This is a genomic window from Paucilactobacillus nenjiangensis (assembly GCF_008632615.1).
Classification (GTDB): domain Bacteria; phylum Bacillota; class Bacilli; order Lactobacillales; family Lactobacillaceae; genus Paucilactobacillus; species Paucilactobacillus nenjiangensis.
This window is the reverse complement of record NZ_CP043939.1, coordinates 582280-601674: the sequence shown is the minus strand read 5'-3', so window position 1 is coordinate 601674 and position 19395 is coordinate 582280. Positions and strand designations below refer to the sequence as shown.

At 40.1% G+C, this 19395-nt stretch carries 14 protein-coding genes; 3 read left to right on the top strand and 11 right to left on the bottom strand.

What is annotated here, in order from left to right:
- Positions 1–311: 311 nt before the first annotated feature.
- The 4 genes from guaA to helD all read right to left on the bottom strand — a co-directional run bounded on the left by guaA (position 312) and on the right by helD (position 7727).
- Positions 312–1868 carry a glutamine-hydrolyzing GMP synthase gene (guaA, locus tag F0161_RS02955; protein ID WP_150203678.1) on the bottom strand — a complete coding sequence of 519 codons (1557 nt, stop codon included), beginning with the start codon at positions 1866–1868 and terminating at the stop codon, positions 312–314.
- Positions 1869–1956: 88 nt separating this feature from the next.
- The gene (coaA, locus tag F0161_RS02950) at positions 1957–2877 is read right to left on the bottom strand and encodes a type I pantothenate kinase (RefSeq protein WP_137602115.1); all 921 of its coding nucleotides are present in this window, start codon (positions 2875–2877) and stop codon (positions 1957–1959) included.
- 159 nt (positions 2878–3036) lie between these two features.
- On the bottom strand, positions 3037–5151 hold the full coding sequence (locus F0161_RS02945) for an LTA synthase family protein (RefSeq protein ID WP_150203677.1): 2115 nt from the start codon (positions 5149–5151) through the stop codon (positions 3037–3039).
- 284 nt (positions 5152–5435) lie between these two features.
- The gene (gene helD / locus F0161_RS02940; RefSeq protein ID WP_150203676.1) at positions 5436–7727 is read right to left on the bottom strand and encodes an RNA polymerase recycling motor HelD; all 2292 of its coding nucleotides are present in this window, start codon (positions 7725–7727) and stop codon (positions 5436–5438) included.
- A 187-nt stretch (positions 7728–7914) separates the two neighbouring features.
- On the opposite strand from helD, the gene F0161_RS02935 reads away from it, so the two are divergent.
- From F0161_RS02935 to hflX, 3 genes are all read left to right on the top strand, one after another.
- Positions 7915–8565, top strand: a complete 651-nt coding sequence (locus F0161_RS02935) for a VTT domain-containing protein (protein WP_137602112.1) — start codon at positions 7915–7917, stop codon at positions 8563–8565.
- Between the two features lie 71 nt (positions 8566–8636).
- A complete protein-coding gene (locus F0161_RS02930) occupies positions 8637–9290 on the top strand; it encodes a histidine phosphatase family protein (RefSeq protein WP_150203675.1) in 654 nt (217 codons plus the stop codon).
- Between the two features lie 25 nt (positions 9291–9315).
- A complete protein-coding gene (hflX, locus tag F0161_RS02925; RefSeq protein ID WP_150203674.1) occupies positions 9316–10590 on the top strand; it encodes a GTPase HflX in 1275 nt (424 codons plus the stop codon).
- A 284-nt stretch (positions 10591–10874) separates the two neighbouring features.
- On the opposite strand, the gene F0161_RS02920 is transcribed toward hflX, so the two are convergent.
- The 7 genes from F0161_RS02920 to F0161_RS02890 form a co-directional block, all read right to left on the bottom strand.
- Positions 10875–11756, bottom strand: coding sequence for a sulfite exporter TauE/SafE family protein (locus F0161_RS02920; RefSeq protein WP_137602109.1), 882 nt, complete (start codon positions 11754–11756; stop codon positions 10875–10877).
- Between the two features lie 137 nt (positions 11757–11893).
- Entirely contained in the window at positions 11894–12880 is a 987-nt protein-coding gene (locus F0161_RS02915; RefSeq protein WP_150203673.1) for a D-2-hydroxyacid dehydrogenase, read from the bottom strand.
- Positions 12881–12883: 3 nt separating this feature from the next.
- Entirely contained in the window at positions 12884–14056 is a 1173-nt protein-coding gene (locus F0161_RS02910; protein WP_150203672.1) for an aminotransferase class I/II-fold pyridoxal phosphate-dependent enzyme, read from the bottom strand.
- 178 nt (positions 14057–14234) lie between these two features.
- Positions 14235–14792, bottom strand: coding sequence for a cysteine hydrolase family protein (locus F0161_RS02905; protein ID WP_190318925.1), 558 nt, complete (start codon positions 14790–14792; stop codon positions 14235–14237).
- A gap of 114 nt (positions 14793–14906) precedes the next feature.
- Positions 14907–16409, bottom strand: coding sequence for a xylulokinase (gene xylB / locus F0161_RS02900; protein WP_150203671.1), 1503 nt, complete (start codon positions 16407–16409; stop codon positions 14907–14909).
- Positions 16410–16515: 106 nt separating this feature from the next.
- Entirely contained in the window at positions 16516–17853 is a 1338-nt protein-coding gene (gene xylA, locus F0161_RS02895) for a xylose isomerase (RefSeq protein ID WP_137602104.1), read from the bottom strand.
- A gap of 182 nt (positions 17854–18035) precedes the next feature.
- A complete protein-coding gene (locus tag F0161_RS02890; RefSeq protein WP_150203670.1) occupies positions 18036–19211 on the bottom strand; it encodes an ROK family transcriptional regulator in 1176 nt (391 codons plus the stop codon).
- Positions 19212–19395: the final 184 nt, after the last annotated feature.

Sequence of the window (19395 nt, the reverse complement as noted above, 5' to 3'; positions counted from 1 at the left end):
GTCTGGTCTCATGGGTAACATATCTCCGTTTCTATCAAGATTATTTTTTACTCACTCTTTGACGATCTATATCGCTTTTATTATAACAGGTTTAATTTACCAACGAGACACTTCTATATACGCAAAAAGCCACTAGTGGACGAACCCCTAGCGACTTTCTTATGAACTTTACCAACAGTCCTTCGCCAAATTCTGGTGGAGTTTTGGCGGAGCATCTTATTTTTTTAGCGGAGTTGGAGGAGTTTGAACCTATTTCCATAAATTCAATACGCCTTTATACCGCTGTTTTCGTGTCAATTCTAGTTGTGGATTTATTCCCACTCAATTGTCGAAGGTGGCTTACTCGTAACATCGTACACTATCCGGTTAACCTGCTTTACTTCATTAACAATTCGAACTGAGATATCTTGTAAGACATCCCAAGGAATACGAGCAAAGTCAGAAGTCATTCCATCAATCGAAGTTACGGCACGGATACCAACGGTGTAATCGTAAGTCCGACCATCACCCATGACACCGACACTCTTGATTCCTGGTAAAACAGTAAAGTATTGCCAGATTTCTTTATCAAGGCCAGCTTTTTTGATTTCTTCGCGAAGAATATAATCACTTTCACGGACAATTTCTAGTTTTTCATCGGTAATTTCACCGATAACACGAATTCCAAGACCAGGACCTGGGAATGGTTGACGCCATACTAATTCGTAAGGCATCCCCATCTTTTCACCCAATTCACGGGCTTCATCTTTAAATAAGCTCCGTAATGGTTCAATCAAGGTAAAGTGGATATCGTCAGGAAGTCCACCAACATTATGATGAGACTTGATGGTTTGTGCGGTATCAGTTCCACTTTCAATCACGTCGGTATACAGCGTGCCTTGAGCTAAGAAATCAATATCGTGTAACTTACTTGCTTCGTCATTAAAGACTTGGATAAATTCGTTGCCAATAATCTTACGTTTCTTTTCAGGATCACTCACACCAGCCAATTTACTTAAGAAACGTTCTTGAGCATCCACTTTGATGATGTTCAAGCCAAATTTACCAGCTAAGCTATCCATGACTTCTTGTGCTTCGTTCTTACGGAGTAAACCGTGATCAACAAAGATACAAGTTAATTGGTCACCAATTGCCTTGTTGAGCAAAACTCCAACGACACTGGAATCAACCCCACCAGACAAGCCAAGAAGCACTTTCTTGTCGCCAACTTTTTCACGAATATCAGCAATTTGCACGTCAATGAAATCATCCATTGACCAGTTAGCAGTTGCGTCACAAACATCAAAGGCAAAGTGGTACAAGATTTGTGAACCGTATTCGGTGTTTTGGACTTCAGTATGGAATTGCAGACCGTAGAATTTACGTTCATCATCCGCCATTGAAGTAATTGGACAGTTAGTACTTGTCGCAACCGTTTTAAAGCCATTTGGTACCTTGGTAACTAAATCGCCGTGGCTCATCCAAACGTATTGCTTTTTGGGTGTTCCAGCAAACATAACTGCATTCTCGTCTGTTACTTCAATATCAGCATGACCATATTCAGAGTTGTCAGCTTTTTCAACTGCGCCACCCTCAAGTGTGTTTGCCATTAATTGCATTCCGTAACAAATACCTAATACAGGGATTCCGAGATTGAAGATTTCAGGATCAACTGTAAATGCACCTTCATCATAAACACTGTTTGGTCCACCAGAAAAAATAATTCCCTTTGGATTGAGTTTCTTTAACTCTTCAGCGGTAGTTTTATGAGACATTAACTCTGAGTAAATACCAAAATCACGAATTCGTCTGGTAATGAGCTGATTGTATTGACTACCGAAGTCAAGTACAACGATTTTATCGAACGCATCAAGATTTATATTTGCCAACAATTGCCACCCCTTATTTTTTATTTAACAATGAATTTATTTTACGTGTTTTATCCTAGTGGGTCAATCTTTATGATAATTTCTTCATTTATTTTCTTAAATAAATGTCATCAATCTGATGATGCTTAGTTTTGTGTAAAATGACGTCCGCCCGATTCCGGGTTGGAAGGATAAATTCGCGCAAGTTGGTGTAATCAATTTCACGCCAAATTTTCTTCGCATGTTCAAACGCCACGTTACGATCACCAATCGCTAGTGAGTAATAATAATTGGTTGGATCCTTAAAAGCTGAATCCAGTAACATCCCAAATCGTTCCAAGAACCACTGCTCAATCAAGCGTGGATCAGCATCAACGTACAATGAAAAATCAAAGAAATCACTGATGTAGAGTAGTTCATTACTAGGTAACTGTAACGTGTTAATCCCTTCAACAATCAAAACATCCGGCTTTTCCAACGTTTGCATCTCGTCAGGGACAATGTCATAAATTTGATGCGAATAAACCGGCAGTTGTACTGAATCAACGCCGGCCTTCAGGTCATTTAAGAACGTTAATAGTTTCTCCATGTCGTAGGATTCCGGAAACCCTTTGCGGTTCATGATTTCTTTATCTTTCAATACCTGGTTAGGATATAAAAATCCGTCGGTCGTAATCAAATCGACTTTGGCATCAGGCAAGAACTTCTCTAGCAATTTCGCTAACAACCGGGCGGAGGTACTTTTTCCCACTGCGACTGATCCTGCAATCCCTAGAATGAACGGCACCCGTTTTTGTGGCAGTTGCAGAAAATCGGTCTTTTCTTCTTGCCAGTTTAAATATTGTTGATATCTTAATTTAATTAATTTAGTGAGAGGTAAGAACACCTCATCCACATCTCGAACTGAAATGCGGTCACTAAAGGCTTTAATTTGGTTCAAGCTATTTTGACTGATTTCAATTCTGTCGTTCGAATAAAATTGTCGCCACTGATCACGATCAAAGTGATAGTAGTTTATTAACTCTTCCATTAATTGGGCCTCTTCCGATATATTTTCGCTTTTAATAATAACATACATTGTCAGCTTTTCAGTGAGGAAAAATCGGCTTTACTGTCAAAACTAAATCATGATACAAAAATAACGAAATCCAGTTCAATTGAGCTGAATCTCGTTACGATTTGTTAACGGTTAGTTATCTGCCGAAGCAGCGGTTGGGAATGTGTATTCACCAATGTTTTTACCTTCTAATTCCGGTGCATCGGTGGTGTAATCTGACAAGGTAGAGCCACCATTTTCTGTTTCAATACTTGTTTCCTTCTCTTTTTTAGCTTTTGCAAGTTTTTGAAGTGATTTCTCCAAATTATAAGTGTAATTCTTCTTATTAACTTTGGTGAAGCCCTTTGGATGGTAGAACCTTAATAGATCACCATTGACGACTTTATCAGACATGTTTAATTCTGTGGTTACATACTTCTGAATCTTATTAATGGCCGTAGTTTGTTCGCTGGTTGGACTGCTAATCTCCTTACCAGTCTTGGTGTTGTAGACTGTCCCACCATACTTCGTGTAAGTTGGACTGACAAAATCACCATCACGGAAGGAAACAATTTGATTACGACTCGTTGACAACAGGTCTTGACCAAATTGAACAAAGCGACTGGAATCAATACCTAGCAAGTTTTCAATCGTTGGGAGCACATCAATTTCACCACCATAAGTGTGATTGATACCACCCTTTAAACCAGGCATTTGAATCATTAACGGCACTTTTTGGAACATCGCTAGATCATAATTATCGACGCTGTTCTTACCCAAAATTTGAGCAATGGCCGACTTATGATTGTCGGAAATACCGTAATGATCACCATACAGTACCACCATACTATTGTCCCGTAACCCAGTTTTATCCAGGTAACTATAGAATTCCTTAATTGATTCATCCAGATAATGAGCCGTTTGGACGTATGGATCAACGGTTGAATCACCAGTCTTCAAGGCATCAATTGACTTATTCTTGGAATCAAGAATATATGGATAATGGTTGGTTACCGTAATCAATTTTGCATAGAATGGTTGTGGTAATTGCTGAATATACTGCATTGAACTGGCCATAAAAATTTTATCTTTAATCCCATAACCGGCGTCATAATCCTTAATTTCTGGGAAGTAAGATTTACTAAAGTAGTAATCATAGCCCCAAGACTTATAAGTATTATCCCGGTTCCAGAAACTAGGCACATCCCCATGGAATGAAGCACTAGTATATCCTTGGTCTTGAGCCAAAATTGCTGGCGCAGCTTGGAAGGTATTGCTGGTCCCATCGACACTCATCGCTGAACCTTCAGGTAAACCAAACAGTGACGTTTCCAACATTAATTCAGCATCAGACGTTTTTCCTTGTCCCACTTGATGGAAGAAATTATCAAAGGACAAGGTATCACTTGAGTGATAAATACTATTCAAGAATGGAGTCACTTCTTCACCATTCACTTTATAGTCAATCACCCATTGCTGGAGACTTTCCAAGTGAATAATAAAGACATTTTTACCTTTGGCTACGCCGGAATACTCAATGTTGCCATTGACTCGATTGGATTTTAAGAAATTCAAAACCGGCGTTAAGTCTTTCGTATTAGCGTTCGCCTTAATCGCGCTGTTCCGGGTCGTTTTGACACCATCAACAACCGTATAGGCTTGTATGCCCAGGTATTTAACCAGATAGTTGTTATCAAAGGTTCTCGTCAATAAACCTGAACGATCAGATTCAGCCATACCTAAGTTAACCCCAAACAACAAGGCCCCAAGCAAGGTAATAATTGCGGCATAACGGCGTTTGAAATAGCGCGTATCAATCCGAATGACGTGGAAGGCTAAGACAATAATAATCAAGATTACATCGGCGAACACAAACAAATCAGTAAAGTGGAAAATTCCTGCAATACTTTTCCCTAAGTTGTTCGATGCTGATCCAGAGCTTTTAATAATACTAAACGTGATAAAGTCCGAAAACTCTCGATAATAAAGGATATTGGCAAAGAGCCACATAGAGAGTAATCCATTTAAAATCGACATTAACCAATAGGCTAAGCGACCACGAAAATACAGTGCAATACCCAGAAAAATTAGTGCTCCGGGAATAGTATTGAACGCCAACAAAAACTGTTGCATCCCCCCCGTAACACCAAGCGCAAACTTGGTGCTATACGCCCAGTAACTCTTAATTGCAAATAAAATTACTGTGAGCGTGAAAAATCCTAATCTTGTGTTCAGACCAGATCTTAATTTCTGCAACACACTGCTCATAATTTCCCCTCCATTAATCTTAAAATCACCATATTTCATATTACTCTATTCCCAATAGAAGACAATTTATTCTCGAAATATTTCCAAAATGTTTACCTTTTGTTCATAAACCGAACGGATGATTTTATTAATTACTGAAATTATACCTTAAACCATTTAGAACACCAAAGAATTAGGCGGAACCATCATTCAAATTGGTCATTCACGATTAATTCTCAATTTACGCACGTAACTTTCTCAGTTCATACAAAAAACACCACCGAAGTGATGTTTAAGTTTTCAAATTAGATTGTGTCGTATAAATCAGTTGGCACTTGATCAAGTAATGGTGTCATCGTCTGAACACCGACCAAGCACAACGCATGCATGGCACGTGAACAAACCGTATAGAGTAATTGGCGTTCATCTTCTTCAGCATATTTCTGGGCATTAGCATCCCAGATAATCACGGAATCAAATTCGAGTCCCTTTGCTAAGAATGATGGAATCACCAACGTGCCTTTAGCGAGTCGTTGATTTTCAGTCCGAATCAAGGTCGTTTTAACACCACGCGCCAATAATTCTTCGTAAATCCGCTCGCTGTCTTCTAACGTTTTACCAATAATCGCGCTGGTATCGTCTTCAGAACTAGCATCCTTTAAGGCCCCAATCAAGCTCGTGACAGCTTGTCCTTCAGTATCTTCAATCAAGACACGAGGTTTAGCTCCAGTCCGTTCAAACGGTTCAATCGCCTCACCATTGGTTAAAATAGCTCTCGTAAATTCGGTAATTTCTTTCGTCGAACGATACGACTTCGTTAACTGCACAACTTCCGTCTTATCGGGGTCAAACATCGTGTTCAACTGCGCTAATAATGACCGACTATTTTCCTTGGTGAAAATGGCTTGGTTCAAATCACCTAACAAGGTGAATTTGGCCCGTGGGAAACTAAATTTCAAATAGGCTAATTGGAATGCATCATAGTCTTGAACTTCATCAATAAAGACATAACGAATATCTCGTTCACCCTTTTTACCGGTGATTAAGTCATACAAGTATAAATAAATTGTCACATCATTAGCGGTTAAACGGCGTTCCTTCAACTGATCATAATTCACGGCCACATGGTTGTCCCAATCTTCTTTGGTTAAACCATACTTTTCAAGGTTCACCAAATGTGGGGCCACCCGTTTGAAATGAATAAACTGGGCATTGATGTTCAACCAACGATTGTGATCGATTGCCTTTTTAATTGGTTTAAAGGCTTTTAAAACTAATTGACGGGCTAAGAATTTAAATTCCTTATCTGCTGAATCAAATTCTCGTGGTTGATCTCCAAACAAGCCATCAATTTCTTGCTTAGTTAGGTTTTGAACTTCTTCTTCCACCCACTTAGTCCGGATTTCTGAACTAACCCGATGATTTAATAACCAGACCAATTCTTCTTTCGTCGCATCCAAGCGATTCGACAAGTGATAATTTTGATTGAAGGAATAATAGAGTTCCTCAATTTTTTCTCGACTAAAGAACACTTTGCCATTGAACATAATGTTCCGGAATTTCATATCTTCTTTTTCAAGATGATGAGCATACCGGTTGGTGGCGTTGAAGAAACCGAGACTTGTTTCCATCCGCGTAATATTGGAATCAGTTTTGGTTTGATCATTTTCAAATCGTTGTTGCAGCGTTTGGACTTGAATGTTTGGTAAACGCCGGTTCGCAAATTGGAAGTACGTCATTTGCACCATGTTATGTTCACCAAGTTCAGGTAACACTTGATTAATATAATCATTAAATAACTGGTTAGGTGAAAATAAAATAACTTGTCCGGCGTTCAAATTGCCGCGATAACGGTATAGTAGCCAAGCAATTCGTTGCAGAACGGCCGCTGTCTTCCCAGAACCGGCTGCCCCTTGGACAAATAATAATTCGGCGCTGGTATTTCGAATAATCTTATTTTGTGATTGTTGGATGGTGGTGACAATGCTCTTCATTTTGGTATCAGAATGCGTACCCAACGCTTCCAACAACATTTGATCACCAACGGTTTCGTCGGTATCATAAATCGTCACAATCACGCCATCTGCAATTTGAAATTGACGTTTCAATTTGACGTCAACTTCTTGGACCCCATCTGGCGTTTGGTAACTAATATTACCTAACCCGCCATCGTAATAAATACTGGAAATTGGTGCACGCCAATCATAGACCAAAAAATGATCTGGACGATCAGTAAATGATGCGAGCCCAATATAGATAGTTTCGTCGCTATCTTCGCCTTCTTCATGAAAATCAATCCGGGCGAAATAAGGTGTTTTTTCAAGTTTGGTTAAGGTTTGCAGATTGCGTTCCGCGTGTGAACGACTAGTTTCCCGTTGTTCCAACATCTGTTGTTGTTGTCGCACGGACATCGCCGTTTCAACCATTCCACTATAGGTCGTACCGTTAATTTTGATGTCATTAAACTGTTTGCCAATATCTTCAACATCCTTATCGGCGGTGTTGATATTTTGCTCAGTCTTTTTGGCCGCGGCCTGAATTTTCCCAATTACCTCGTCGAGATGATTTTGTTCGTATTGTTCAATTGAATCAGTCATCTATCTCTACCTCCCCGTGGCTTTTTAATTGTACAATTATAGCATTTTAACTACACCGCTTTCAAATTATTATTAAAGAATATCCAAAGTTATGTCCAGATTGCTAAAAATAGTATAAATTAGTAGTTTTTTCGAACTGAGAAATTTAAACTAAGGGTAATAAATCTGCACCTGAGGGAGGATTGACATGGATCAAGTAATTTATGTATTTACGCACATTGAAGATATTATCATGTCAGTCATCACCTGGCTGGGACCGTGGAGCTACATGGTACTATTTTTATCCACCTTTATGGAAACTGGCTTAGTCATTTTCCCCTGGCTCCCTGGCGAATCACTAATTTTTGTCACGAGTACCTTATCAGCCATCCCTGGCTCTTCATTAAAAATTGTGCCACTGGTGCTCACTTTTTTTGTAGCCGCGGTGTGTGGCGATATTGTTAATTACCATATCGGTAAGACTTTGATGAAGTGGAAATTCTTCCGCCGCCGCGTGATGGGTCCAAATGTCGTCAAGGCGGAGGCGTTCTTTAAACGACATGGCGGGAAAGCGATTATCTTTGGTCGTTTTGTGCCAGTGATTCGGACTTTCGTGCCACTAGTGGCCGGAACATCTAAATTTAGTTTCAAAAAATTTATGCTGGCTAACTTGGCCGGTGTCAGTCTATGGGTCGCCATTGCCAGTATCTTAGGTTATTACTTTGGTACGATTCCACTGGTGAAAAATCACTTATCGTTTGTCATCATTGGAATTGCATTTGCCACCATGCTACCCGCAATTTGCTTATGGATTGTTAAATTTATCCGTCGCAAAGTGATTGACCGAAACATGCTGTAACCATACCCCTAACTTATCATTGTGGTACACTTGACGTGTAGTAAAAAAGATAAATAAAGGGGTATTTTCTTATGGCAATCAATGTTTATTTTGTTCGACATGGACAAACCTATCTCAACAAATATAATCGTCTCCAAGGCTGGTCGGACGCCCCACTAACCGAAAAAGGCATTGCTGACGCGACCCGCGCAGGTAAGGCACTGGCACCTGTTCAATTCGACGCTGCATTTAGTAGTGATTTAGCTCGAACAATCGCCACGGCCAAATCAATTTTAGTTGAAAATCATTCAGCGCTGACCCAACCAATCCCTAGCAAGTTCTTCCGAGAAGAATTCTTTGGTTACTTTGAAGGAGCAGATGGCCCTTCTACCTGGAACTATCTTGGGCGACCTCATGGTTACAGTACCTTTGAAGAAATGATTGCGGGTTTAACTATCGAAAAAACACGTGACATTATCGCTGACGCTGATACCTTTGGTGACGCTGAAGACGATGCTACTTTCCAAGCACGGATGGATGAAGGGCTTGCGTTACTTCGTCAACAACCAGATAACACCAACGTTTTGGTGGTCTCACATGGGACGACGATTCGCTCGTTAGTCAGTCGCTTTGCACCAGAATACAATCCAACCAGTTCACCGGTAAACGGGAGCATCACTAAATTCTTGCTCACTCCTAGTGAAACCAAGGTTGAATTTTTTAATCAAGTTTCATTACCAAAATAAAAATGGAATCCGAGGACACTCATATATGGATACAATGCCACCAATTGAATCAGTCATCATCGCTGGCTTGAATAACAGTCAATCAAATTTCGAATACTCCATGAATGAATTGGCCGAATTAGTCAAAGCCAACAATATGGAAGTGAAAGATCGTTTAGTTCAAAATTTGGATCGACCTAATTCAGCTACTTACTTTGGTAAGGGTAAAGTCGACGAATTGACAGAAACTGTACGGGCATTAGACGTGCATACAATTGTGACCAATGACGAACTAAGCCCCAGCCAGATTAGAAATTTGGAAGCCGCAACCGGAGCACGTTTATTAGACCGAACTGCGTTAATTCTCGAAATTTTCGCCAAACGGGCCCAATCAAAAGAAGCTAAACTACAAGTTGAAATTGCACAACTTAAGTACCGTTTACCTCGTCTACGCACTAGTGCCAATCAAAGTTTGGATCAACAAACTGGTGCCGGTGGCGGGAGCTTTACCAACCGTGGTTCTGGTGAAACTAAACTGGAAATGAATCGGCGAACCATCGAAAATTCAATCACACATTTACGTGGTGAATTAGATGAAATCAATAAATCGGCCGTTACTCGCCGCCAACAACGGATTAAGAACCAAATGCCAATGGTCGCTTTAGTTGGTTATACGAATGCTGGTAAATCAACCGTCATGAACGGCTTAGTCCGTAAATTTGGGGTCGATGAAGATAAGCAAGTCTTTGAAAAAGATATGTTATTTGCTACTTTGGATACTAGTGTCCGTCGTTTAACTTTACCTGATCAAAAACAATTTTTACTCAGTGATACAGTTGGATTTGTCAGCAAACTACCTCATAACTTGGTTGAATCGTTCAAGTCAACCTTAGCCGAAGCGTCCCAAGCGGACTTATTGCTACAAGTTATTGATTATTCGGATGCACATTATAAAGATATGATGGAAACTACTGCCGACACCCTGGCAGACATTGGCATCAAAGACATTCCAATGATTAACATTTTTAACAAGGCCGATAAAATGGAAATCACCTATCCCACTTTGGAAGGTGATACCCAAATCGTCATGTCTGCGATTCAACCAGAATCACTCGACATGTTAACCGACCTGATTAAAAAATCGTTATTCAAAGATTTCGTCACGACCACGCTTTTAATACCTTTTACTGAGGGTAGCGTTGTCACTTATCTCAATGACAATGCCAGTGTAATCAATACTGATTACGTGGCTGAAGGCACTCAAATTGAAGTTGAATTATCTGCCGCTGATTATCAACGATTTGCGGAATATGAATTATAAGAAAAGCTGCAAAATAAGCCGGGTGCAATCGAGTATTAGTTTAGAACAATGGATATAAGTGCACTTCTTATTTACGTTGTTCGTAACTAAACGGAAATTGCTGACTTATTGCGCGTAATTCTGACTGCAATAAAATTGCATTTAATAAAAACTGCGAAATAAGAACTAATAAAGGGACCGTCGAACATAACTAACGTTGTGTTCAACGGCCCCTTTTTTTGAATGAACTCTATAAGTCAAATCATCGATGATTTACCCGACTTAAGTCACACTTATTATTTAATTTATTTCATAATTTTTTCAGTTGCTTTCGCCGATCTCCATAGTTGATATGAAGTCCAGAAACTGACCACGACGATTAACCATCCGAGCACTTCGAGCGATAAGCTTTTAACTACTGTCGCCGCAATCACAACCCCAATAATCCCGCCTAAAATAAAACCAAAAACACCTCGCAATGAATAACGATTGGTGCGCATGAAATTAACACTTGAAGCCGGCATTAAGAGTGCACAAGAGAGCATCATGATTGGAAAAGCCGCAATGGGTTTGAGTCCCAAGAAATAGACTAAAACCATACAAGGAGCATACAAACCTACGCCAGCTGCCATCAGCATCCCCAAAATAAAGTTTCCGATTACTCCAACTACTAAGGCTGCTCCAGTTAACCCTAGTGCATTATTGTGTACAGCAATAATTGAAATCCAGCCCATTTTATTGATGGCCATCAAAATTGACGTTGCAATCAATGCCACCGACATTGTCTTTTGAATCATGACTTTATCAAGCCGGACGACAACTTCACTACCAATCACCGAACCAATCACAGACGCTAACACCATTGACACTAACGTCGTAATATCCACATCGACTGCCGTCACGAAGAAAAGCGCTTCAACAATCGTTGGAATGGCATGAGCCATATTCATCGTTCCTGGTAACTTGCGTTCATCATCCAGATACTTGGTCCACTGAAATAAAGTAGTGGTGGTAACGAAGCTCCCGACTCCTAAAGTATCTAAGAAGTCCGTGATGAAACCAATCCCAAAACCCAGAACATTGTCTCCAGTATTAAATGCTAATTTTTGCTTGATTACTTGCGCAACAATCAAGCTTCCTAATCCCACTGCACTAGCTAGTAGCACAATTACAATTGCTGCTATCATATTTTCTCTCCCCGATTTGAGTCCAAATATAAGTATATTAAATTTTAAGGAGAATTACCATAATTGTTGGCCGAAAAAAACTGATGGTTATCCCAAGCATGCGGAATAACCATCAGTTATAGATTGTACAAAGTTTGTTAATTTAATGCGTTGCGACTCTTCCCACCATTGACCAAAGTCACAACATCGTTAAGTCCAATTTCAACGATATTTCTGATGGCCGTGTTGGTAAAGAAGGCGGAATGTGGTGTAATCATTACATTTGGCATTGCTTTTAAAGTTTTATAATCATCTGGTACGGTTGCTGGATCAACTTTTTGTTCAAAGAATTCTGTTTCATCCGCCAACGTATCCAAGGCTGCCCCCGCGATTTCATGATTTTGCAAGGCCTTAATCAAAGCTGGTGTATCAACTAGGCCTCCACGAGCCATGTTAATGAAGTACGCTGTCGATTTCATTTTAGCTAATGTGTCTGCATTAATGATATTGACCGTATCGTCTTGCAATGGCGTGTGAATTGACACAATATCTGATTGCGTCAGCACCGTGTCCAAATCCGTATATTCCAAATATGGTTCCAGTTCCACGTTATATGCTGGATCAACAGCCAAAACTTTCGCACCCAAGGCGGTATAAATTTGCGCACTGGCGCCACCAATATGACCGGCACCAATAATTCCAACGGTTAAATTATGAATTTCTTGGCTAATCATCCCGTGCCATAAGAAGTTTCCTTCGGCCATCCGTTGATCAAAGTAGCCCAATTGACGAATCAGACGCATCGCTTGGGTAACCCCTAATTCAGCAATTGCTCGTGGTGAATAGGCTGCAATATTGGTGACGGTTAGGCCATTATCCGTGGCTGCTTGAAGATTAATAATCTCAAACCCAACCATCCGCGCCGTTAATTGTTTTAAGCCAAAACTAGCTAGCTTCTCGTACACGACAGGTTCATGGACATTGGTCGTTTGTTGAATATCGATACCGTCGTAACCTTTTGCTAAATCAACCGTTTCCGTCGACAAACTCACATCTAACATGGTCACTTCATTGCCGGTCTTTTTTGACCAAGCTTCTACATAGGGCTTTTCTTCTGGCAAAACGCTATACATAATAATTTTCATGATCTACTCCTTAAAATCATTGACGTTCAACTGTTTAATGCGGACAAATGCTTCTTTAATGACATCCAGTGGTTGAGTGGCGGCAATTCGTATGAAGCCTTCACCTGACTGGCCAAATGCTAACCCTGGAATCACAATGATACCAGTTTTTTTCAATAAAGCTGCAGAGAAATCAACTGAATTTAAACCAGTCTGACGGATATCAACGAAGGCATAAATCCCACCTTCAACTGGCGCAACATCCAACCAATCAATTTCTTTCACGGCAGCATCGATAAATTCCAAACGTTCCCGGAATTCAGCAGCAAATTTTGGTGCAAATTCATCGGCATGCTTCATTGCGTAAATAGCCGCTTCTTGAGACAAGATTGGTGCTGAATAGGTAATTCCTTCATTAACCAAACGAGTGGCGCTCGAGACATATTCTGGGGCAATTAAGTAGCCAATGCGCCAACCAGTCATCGCAAAACTCTTTGACATACTACCAAAGGTGATGGTGTTTTCCGGTGCAAACGTGGCAAATGGCGTGAAATGTTGGCCTGGCATCAAGAAATCGCCATAAACTTCATCGGTGAGTACAAACATGTCATGTTCAATGGCTAAATCAGCGATTTGTTGAGCAATCTCATCACTCATCACGTTTCCGGTTGGATTATTGGGTGAGTTAAGTAGTATGGCCTTAGTCTTTGGGGTAATCAGTGCAGCGACTTCTGCCGCTTGGACCGCAAACCCATTTTCTGGTTTAGTACCTAAAATGACTGGTACCCCACCAGTGGCGATGACTTCGTCTGCATAGGGCGAGAAACATGGTTGGGCAATGATGACTTCATCCCCAGCTCCAGGGGTTAAAATGGCCCCCAAAGTGATATACAAAGCATGTGAAGCTCCCACAGTGGCACGAATTTGATCAATAGCAAAATCTAATTGATATCGATCATGATAATAGTCTTTAATTGTTTGGCGTAGTTCAGGTAATCCACTCGCTTCCGTATAATGGGTTTGCCCCGCTGTGGCTTGCTGATACGCATAATCGATAATTGGCTGTGGCGTTGTAAAATCGGGATCCCCGATTGATAAGTCGATGGCGTCAGTCGCATTAGCGGCTAAGGTCGTGATTTCCGCCATAATATTTGGTGCTGGATGTTGGTAACGTTGATTTAAATTAGAACTGTCCATGTTTACCTCCTACTCACATTCATAGCATTAATAATAATTCAACTATACACCCAATATATTCATTATTTCAATTAAAATCAGTTAATATTCATAAATAGCCCTATTTTTTGTGAATATATGCAAAAAGCTATTGAACAAAAAATTGTTCAATAGCTCAGTTACAATGGAAATTATATTTTTATTGAATTACTTCCGCACCTAAAACACCTTTAAAATGTCCCAATGCCCATTGTTGGCCTTCATCGGTTAATGCGGCCACTGCCGATGCTGGAATTGTCATTGGATAATTCAGGTTGTAGGCGTCAACTGCTGTGTGTAGCACACAAATATCGGTGCACACGCCAGTTAAAATCAGATGGTTAATATGACGAGCACGTAAATCAAGATCTAAACTGGTGCCCGCAAATGAACTATAACGCGTTTTGTCCATCATCCAAACCTGAGCATCATCTTTGTGGGTTTCATACCAAGTTGCTAAAGGACCATAATATTCCCAGCCCCAAGTATCTCTGACGTTATGGCTCGGAAATAATTTAGTTTCAGGATGGTAGGGATCATTAGGTACATGCACATCCGTTGGCAAAATTACCCAGCCACCATCGGCTAACGTTTGATCCGCTAACTCAATAATTCGGTCGGCAATTAACTGGCCCGATTTACCGCAGGTTAAGGCACCTTTATCATCCACAAAATCATTCGTATAATCAATTATCAACAGTGCATCTTGACTACTCAATTCCATCACCCCATCATTCCGTCCATCTGTCATATTAAAAGTACAAAGTATTTAAATTCAACGCAAAAAAGACTGAATCATGATGCATTCAGTCTTAATGCGTAACCATTTATCTTAATACTTACGACGGTAGTCTAATAATTGATGAGTAATGTCGGCAGTGGCAGGATAAACTTGTTTGTAAATTTTGTGCATCGCTTTGTATTTCTCAACATTTTCTGCATTTGGCGTATAAACTTTGCCGAAATGAACAAACTCAGCGGCACAATCTTGAACGGTATCAAACCAGCCCAACCCGACGGCAGCTAACATGGCAGCTCCCATCCCAGGACCTTGTTCATTTTCAAGACTTACGACCTTCTTGTCGAAAATATCAGCTTGGATTTGTAACCACAGTGGACTCTTTGATCCACCACCGATAGAAACGACCGTGTCAAAGTCTTGACCATTTTCATCAAAAATATCCATGATGTCAGCAAATGAGTAAATAATGCCTTCAAGGACTGCGCGAACAAAGTCTGAACGCGTATCAGTCCCATCAATGCCAATGAAACTTCCACGAATATCAGCATCCGCATATGGTGTCCGTTCGCCAACAATATAAGGTGTAAAGACTAGTCCATTCGCGCCGACTTTTGATTCTGCTGCACTCGAAACGAAGTCCGTGAAATCATCGGTTGGTCCAAAGGTCTTCTTTAGCCAGCTTAAACTGTAACCAGCAGCTAACGTAACACCCATTGTATAGAACTTATCTGGAATGGCATGATTAAAGAAATGCAACTTACCTTTGTAATCAACATCGGCATTGTCATCATACTTCAGGACTACACCTGAAGTCCCGATACTTGCCATCACCATATTTGGTGCTAAGATTCCAGAGCCAACTGCTCCAGCTGCATTATCCGCTGCGCCACCAAAGACTTTCGTGTCTTGAGTTAGACCAGCAAATAATGAATAACTTTCAGAGATGTTACCAGCAAAACCGATTGATTCAATCAATGGAGGACACATGTCCAACGGAATACCAAACTTATCGGCAACCGTCTTGCTCCATTCTTTCTTAGCGACATCTAATAACACCGTTCCGGCAGCATCAGAATATTCCATAGCAATTTCGCCAGTCATCCGGTAACGGAGGTAATCTTTAGGTAGTAAGAAAGTCTTGGCTTTCGCAAAAATATTAGGTTCATTTTCCTTCACCCATAAAATTTTAGGTAAAGTAAAGCCTTCCAATGGTTGATTACGAGTGATATCAATAAATTCATCACCCATCACGTCCAGAATTTCTTCCCGTTGTTTGGTTGTCCGGGTATCATTCCACAAGATTGCGGGACGCAAAACTTGTTTGTTTTCATCTAAGAGTACTAATCCGTGCATTTGGCCGGAATAACTAATTCCTTCAATTTCTTCAGGTTTAATTCCATCATTTAAAATTAAGCGCACGATTGAAACGGTTGTGGCTGAAACCCAATCTTCTGGATTTTGTTCACTGTATCCAGGTTTGGGATTACTTAATTCATAGTCAAAACTTTCTTGAGCGACAATGTTCCCATTGCGATCAACTGCAGAAACTTTAACGGCACTAGTTCCTAAATCGACTCCAAGTACATAACTCATCGTCCGTTCCTCACTTTCAATTTATAAAATAAAATGGAGGGTGGAATATTCATCCCATCCTCCACTTATGATTGACCTATATTAACTTGTCATCAGAATACTTTGATTATTTCAAAGCGTCAATGATGTAGTGGTTAATTGTATCTTTAACTTGTTCTAGGTGATCTGAGTGAGTAGCATCACGAATTTCTTTTGAAGTCTTGTCAATAGTGTAGGCTTCAAGTTCTGCTAATCCTGCTTTACCACTTTCGATATCAGCACCGATACCTGATTTGTATGAAGAATAACGGTCAGCAACAACGTTATCAAGAACCTTGTCTTCCTTCATCTTCAATGCAACACGTAATCCGGCAGCAAATGTATCCATACCAACGATATGTGAGTAGAATAAGTCATTTGCTTCGAATGATGAACGACGTGGTTTAGAATCAAAGTTCAATCCACCATGAGGTCCGATTTGTCCTTCTTCAACAACTTCAGTCATGGCTGCAACTGATTCGTAAAGGTTTGATGGGAATTCATCAATATCCCATCCGATTAACTTGTCACCTTCGTTAGCATCCAATGATCCTAACATACCGGCTTCACGAGCAACACGGATTTCATGTTGATAAGTGTGACCAGCCAAGTTAGCATGGTTACCTTCAAGGTTCAACTTGAAGTCATTTTCAAGTCCGTATTCCTTCAAGAAGTTAAGGGTTGTAGCAGCATCAAAGTCATATTGATGTGTCATTGGTTCTTTTGGTTTTGGTTCGAGCATGAATTGTGCGTCGAATCCAATTTCGTTAGCATAATCTTTAGCCAAGTGGAATAACTTAGCAGCATGTGATTGTTCTAACTTCATATCAGTGTTCCAAAGTGATTCGTAACCTTCACGTCCACCCCAGAATACATAGTTTTCTGATCCAACGCGCTTACCAACTTCCAAGCTGTGCTTGATTTGAGCAGCTGAGTAAGCAAATACGTCAGCGAATGGTGAAGTAGCAGCACCGGCAACGAAACGAGGGTTACCGAACATGTTTGAAGTGTTCCATAATACCTTTTTGCCAGTTGTCTTTTGATATTCAACGATACGGTCAACAACTTTGTCTAAGTTTGCGTTAGTTTCACGAAGTGTGTCGCCTTCTGGGGCTAAATCACGGTCGTGGAATGCAAAGAAGTCAACGCCTAATTTGTCATAAAATTCGAATGCATAGTCAACTTTTGCAAGTGCCAAATCCATTGGATCAGAATACTTATCGTAAGGACGAATAGCAGTTCCGTCACCAAAGTTATCGACTAAGCGTTGGTCAAATGTGTGCCAGTATGCAACTGAGAAGCGTAACCAGTCACGCATTTTCTTTCCGCCGATAACTTCGTCAGCGTTGTAATAATGAAAGCCTAAGCCTGATTCCAATTTGTCTGTGCCCACGTAAGGGACTTTGTCTACGTTCCAATATGCCATGATTAAAAGTGCCTCCTGAATTTAGTTTGTTGTTTCAACCAACTTACAAGATTAAGTATAACGCTTACATTTTATATTGCAACCCCTTTCAACAAAAAAGTTCAAAAATTTGCCTCGTGTGTGATTATTTGCACATTGATTTCGACGGTAAAAAAATAGAAGCTATCGCTAGCTTCCATTATTTAAAGTATTTTGTTTAACTCTGAATTAAATTTCAAATCCATACCTTCCATTGCTAAGGCTTTATGAGTAATTGCCGAACAGCCACCTAACATCGAGGAGTAACGTGCTCCTGGCATATCAAAGATTTCAATCAAATTATTGCCAGAACGCATCTTATATTTAGCGTTCAAAACGGGGACCATTTCTGGGATATTTTCAACAAGATCAGAACTAATATAGATTGATTCTGGATTTAACCCCATCGCTGTATTGTAAATGATTATTGAAAGATAGCTACAAAAGTCTTCCACTGATTTAACTACTTCTTCGTTTTGTTGATAATACAACTTGGCAACTCCAGCAAAATCCAAACTAGGTTGGCTGAGATTAGTCCGAATCGTTTCAATAATTGCATCTTGAGAAGCAAAATCTTCAATCTTAGTGCCTTTATCCGGATTGTTAGGATCAGCTAAGTAAATTGAACGTCCAACTTCACCAGCTTCACCATATTCACCACGATAAATTTCATGATCAATAACAATCCCGGCCCCAATCCCTTTATGGATACTGAAGACAACAATATTGTGTAATCGTTTATCAGACAACTTAGAAAAATCGCGTTGCGCCATCGCCACCAAGTTGGCTTCATTTTCTAAGACCACCGGTACTTCAAATTCGTCCGTTAAGACTTGATATAGATCCACATCTTGCATATCAATAAATGGCGATGATTTGATTTGCGTTCCCATGACAATTCCATGAATCGCTACAGAAATACCCATTAAACCTTCACGAGTGGCACTTAATTTTTTTGCTTCTTCTATTAACATCTCGACCATTTGGTGAATGTCTTTGCCGACCGTATAAATTCGGTCGTAGGAAAATGGAGTTCCTTCTATATAATTGGCCATCACATCTAAGTGGTTAAATCCAAGGTCAAAATTAATGGTGTAACCGTAGTTCTTGTTGACTTTAATCATCACTGGCTTACGGCCACCGACCTCAGAACTATCACCTTGACCAGTTTCTACGACTAAATCTTTTTCTTTTAAATCATTATAAATGGCTGAAACCGTTGATTTGTTCAATCCTAAATTTCGCGAAATTTGGATCCGCGAAATTGGTTCATCTATGAAAATTTGTTGCAATACTGACTTTTCGTTGTTACTCCGTATCTCTTCTTTTCTAAGTGTCATAATTGCTCCTCGCCTAGTTACATATTCTTTCTAATTCTACCATATCCCCCAGTTAGTTTGAATACAACAAAATGTACAAACCCGGAATAGTTCGTTTACATACCAAACTAACTACCATTGTAATTATATAAACGTTCTTGATGCAATGCAAGCACTTTCAAATGTTTCATACTGTTTATTTAAT

Bases quoted from the DNA above. Each gene is read 5' to 3' on its own strand.
- F0161_RS02890 (WP_150203670.1), bottom strand. From the start codon at position 19,211: ATGACACTTAGAAAAGAAGAGATACGGAGTAACAACGAAAAGTCAGTA.
- xylB (WP_150203671.1), bottom strand. From the start codon at position 16,409: ATGAGTTATGTACTTGGAGTCGATTTAGGAACTAGTGCCGTTAAAGTT.
- F0161_RS02920 (WP_137602109.1), bottom strand. From the start codon at position 11,756: ATGATAGCAGCAATTGTAATTGTGCTACTAGCTAGTGCAGTGGGATTA.
- F0161_RS02910 (WP_150203672.1), bottom strand. From the start codon at position 14,056: ATGGACAGTTCTAATTTAAATCAACGTTACCAACATCCAGCACCAAAT.
- F0161_RS02945 (WP_150203677.1), bottom strand. From the start codon at position 5,151: ATGAGCAGTGTGTTGCAGAAATTAAGATCTGGTCTGAACACAAGATTA.
- coaA (WP_137602115.1), bottom strand. From the start codon at position 2,877: ATGGAAGAGTTAATAAACTACTATCACTTTGATCGTGATCAGTGGCGA.
- helD (WP_150203676.1), bottom strand. From the start codon at position 7,727: ATGACTGATTCAATTGAACAATACGAACAAAATCATCTCGACGAGGTA.
- F0161_RS02930 (WP_150203675.1), top strand. From the start codon at position 8,637: ATGGCAATCAATGTTTATTTTGTTCGACATGGACAAACCTATCTCAAC.
- F0161_RS02915 (WP_150203673.1), bottom strand. From the start codon at position 12,880: ATGAAAATTATTATGTATAGCGTTTTGCCAGAAGAAAAGCCCTATGTA.
- xylA (WP_137602104.1), bottom strand. From the start codon at position 17,853: ATGGCATATTGGAACGTAGACAAAGTCCCTTACGTGGGCACAGACAAA.
- hflX (WP_150203674.1), top strand. From the start codon at position 9,316: ATGGATACAATGCCACCAATTGAATCAGTCATCATCGCTGGCTTGAAT.
- F0161_RS02935 (WP_137602112.1), top strand. From the start codon at position 7,915: ATGGATCAAGTAATTTATGTATTTACGCACATTGAAGATATTATCATG.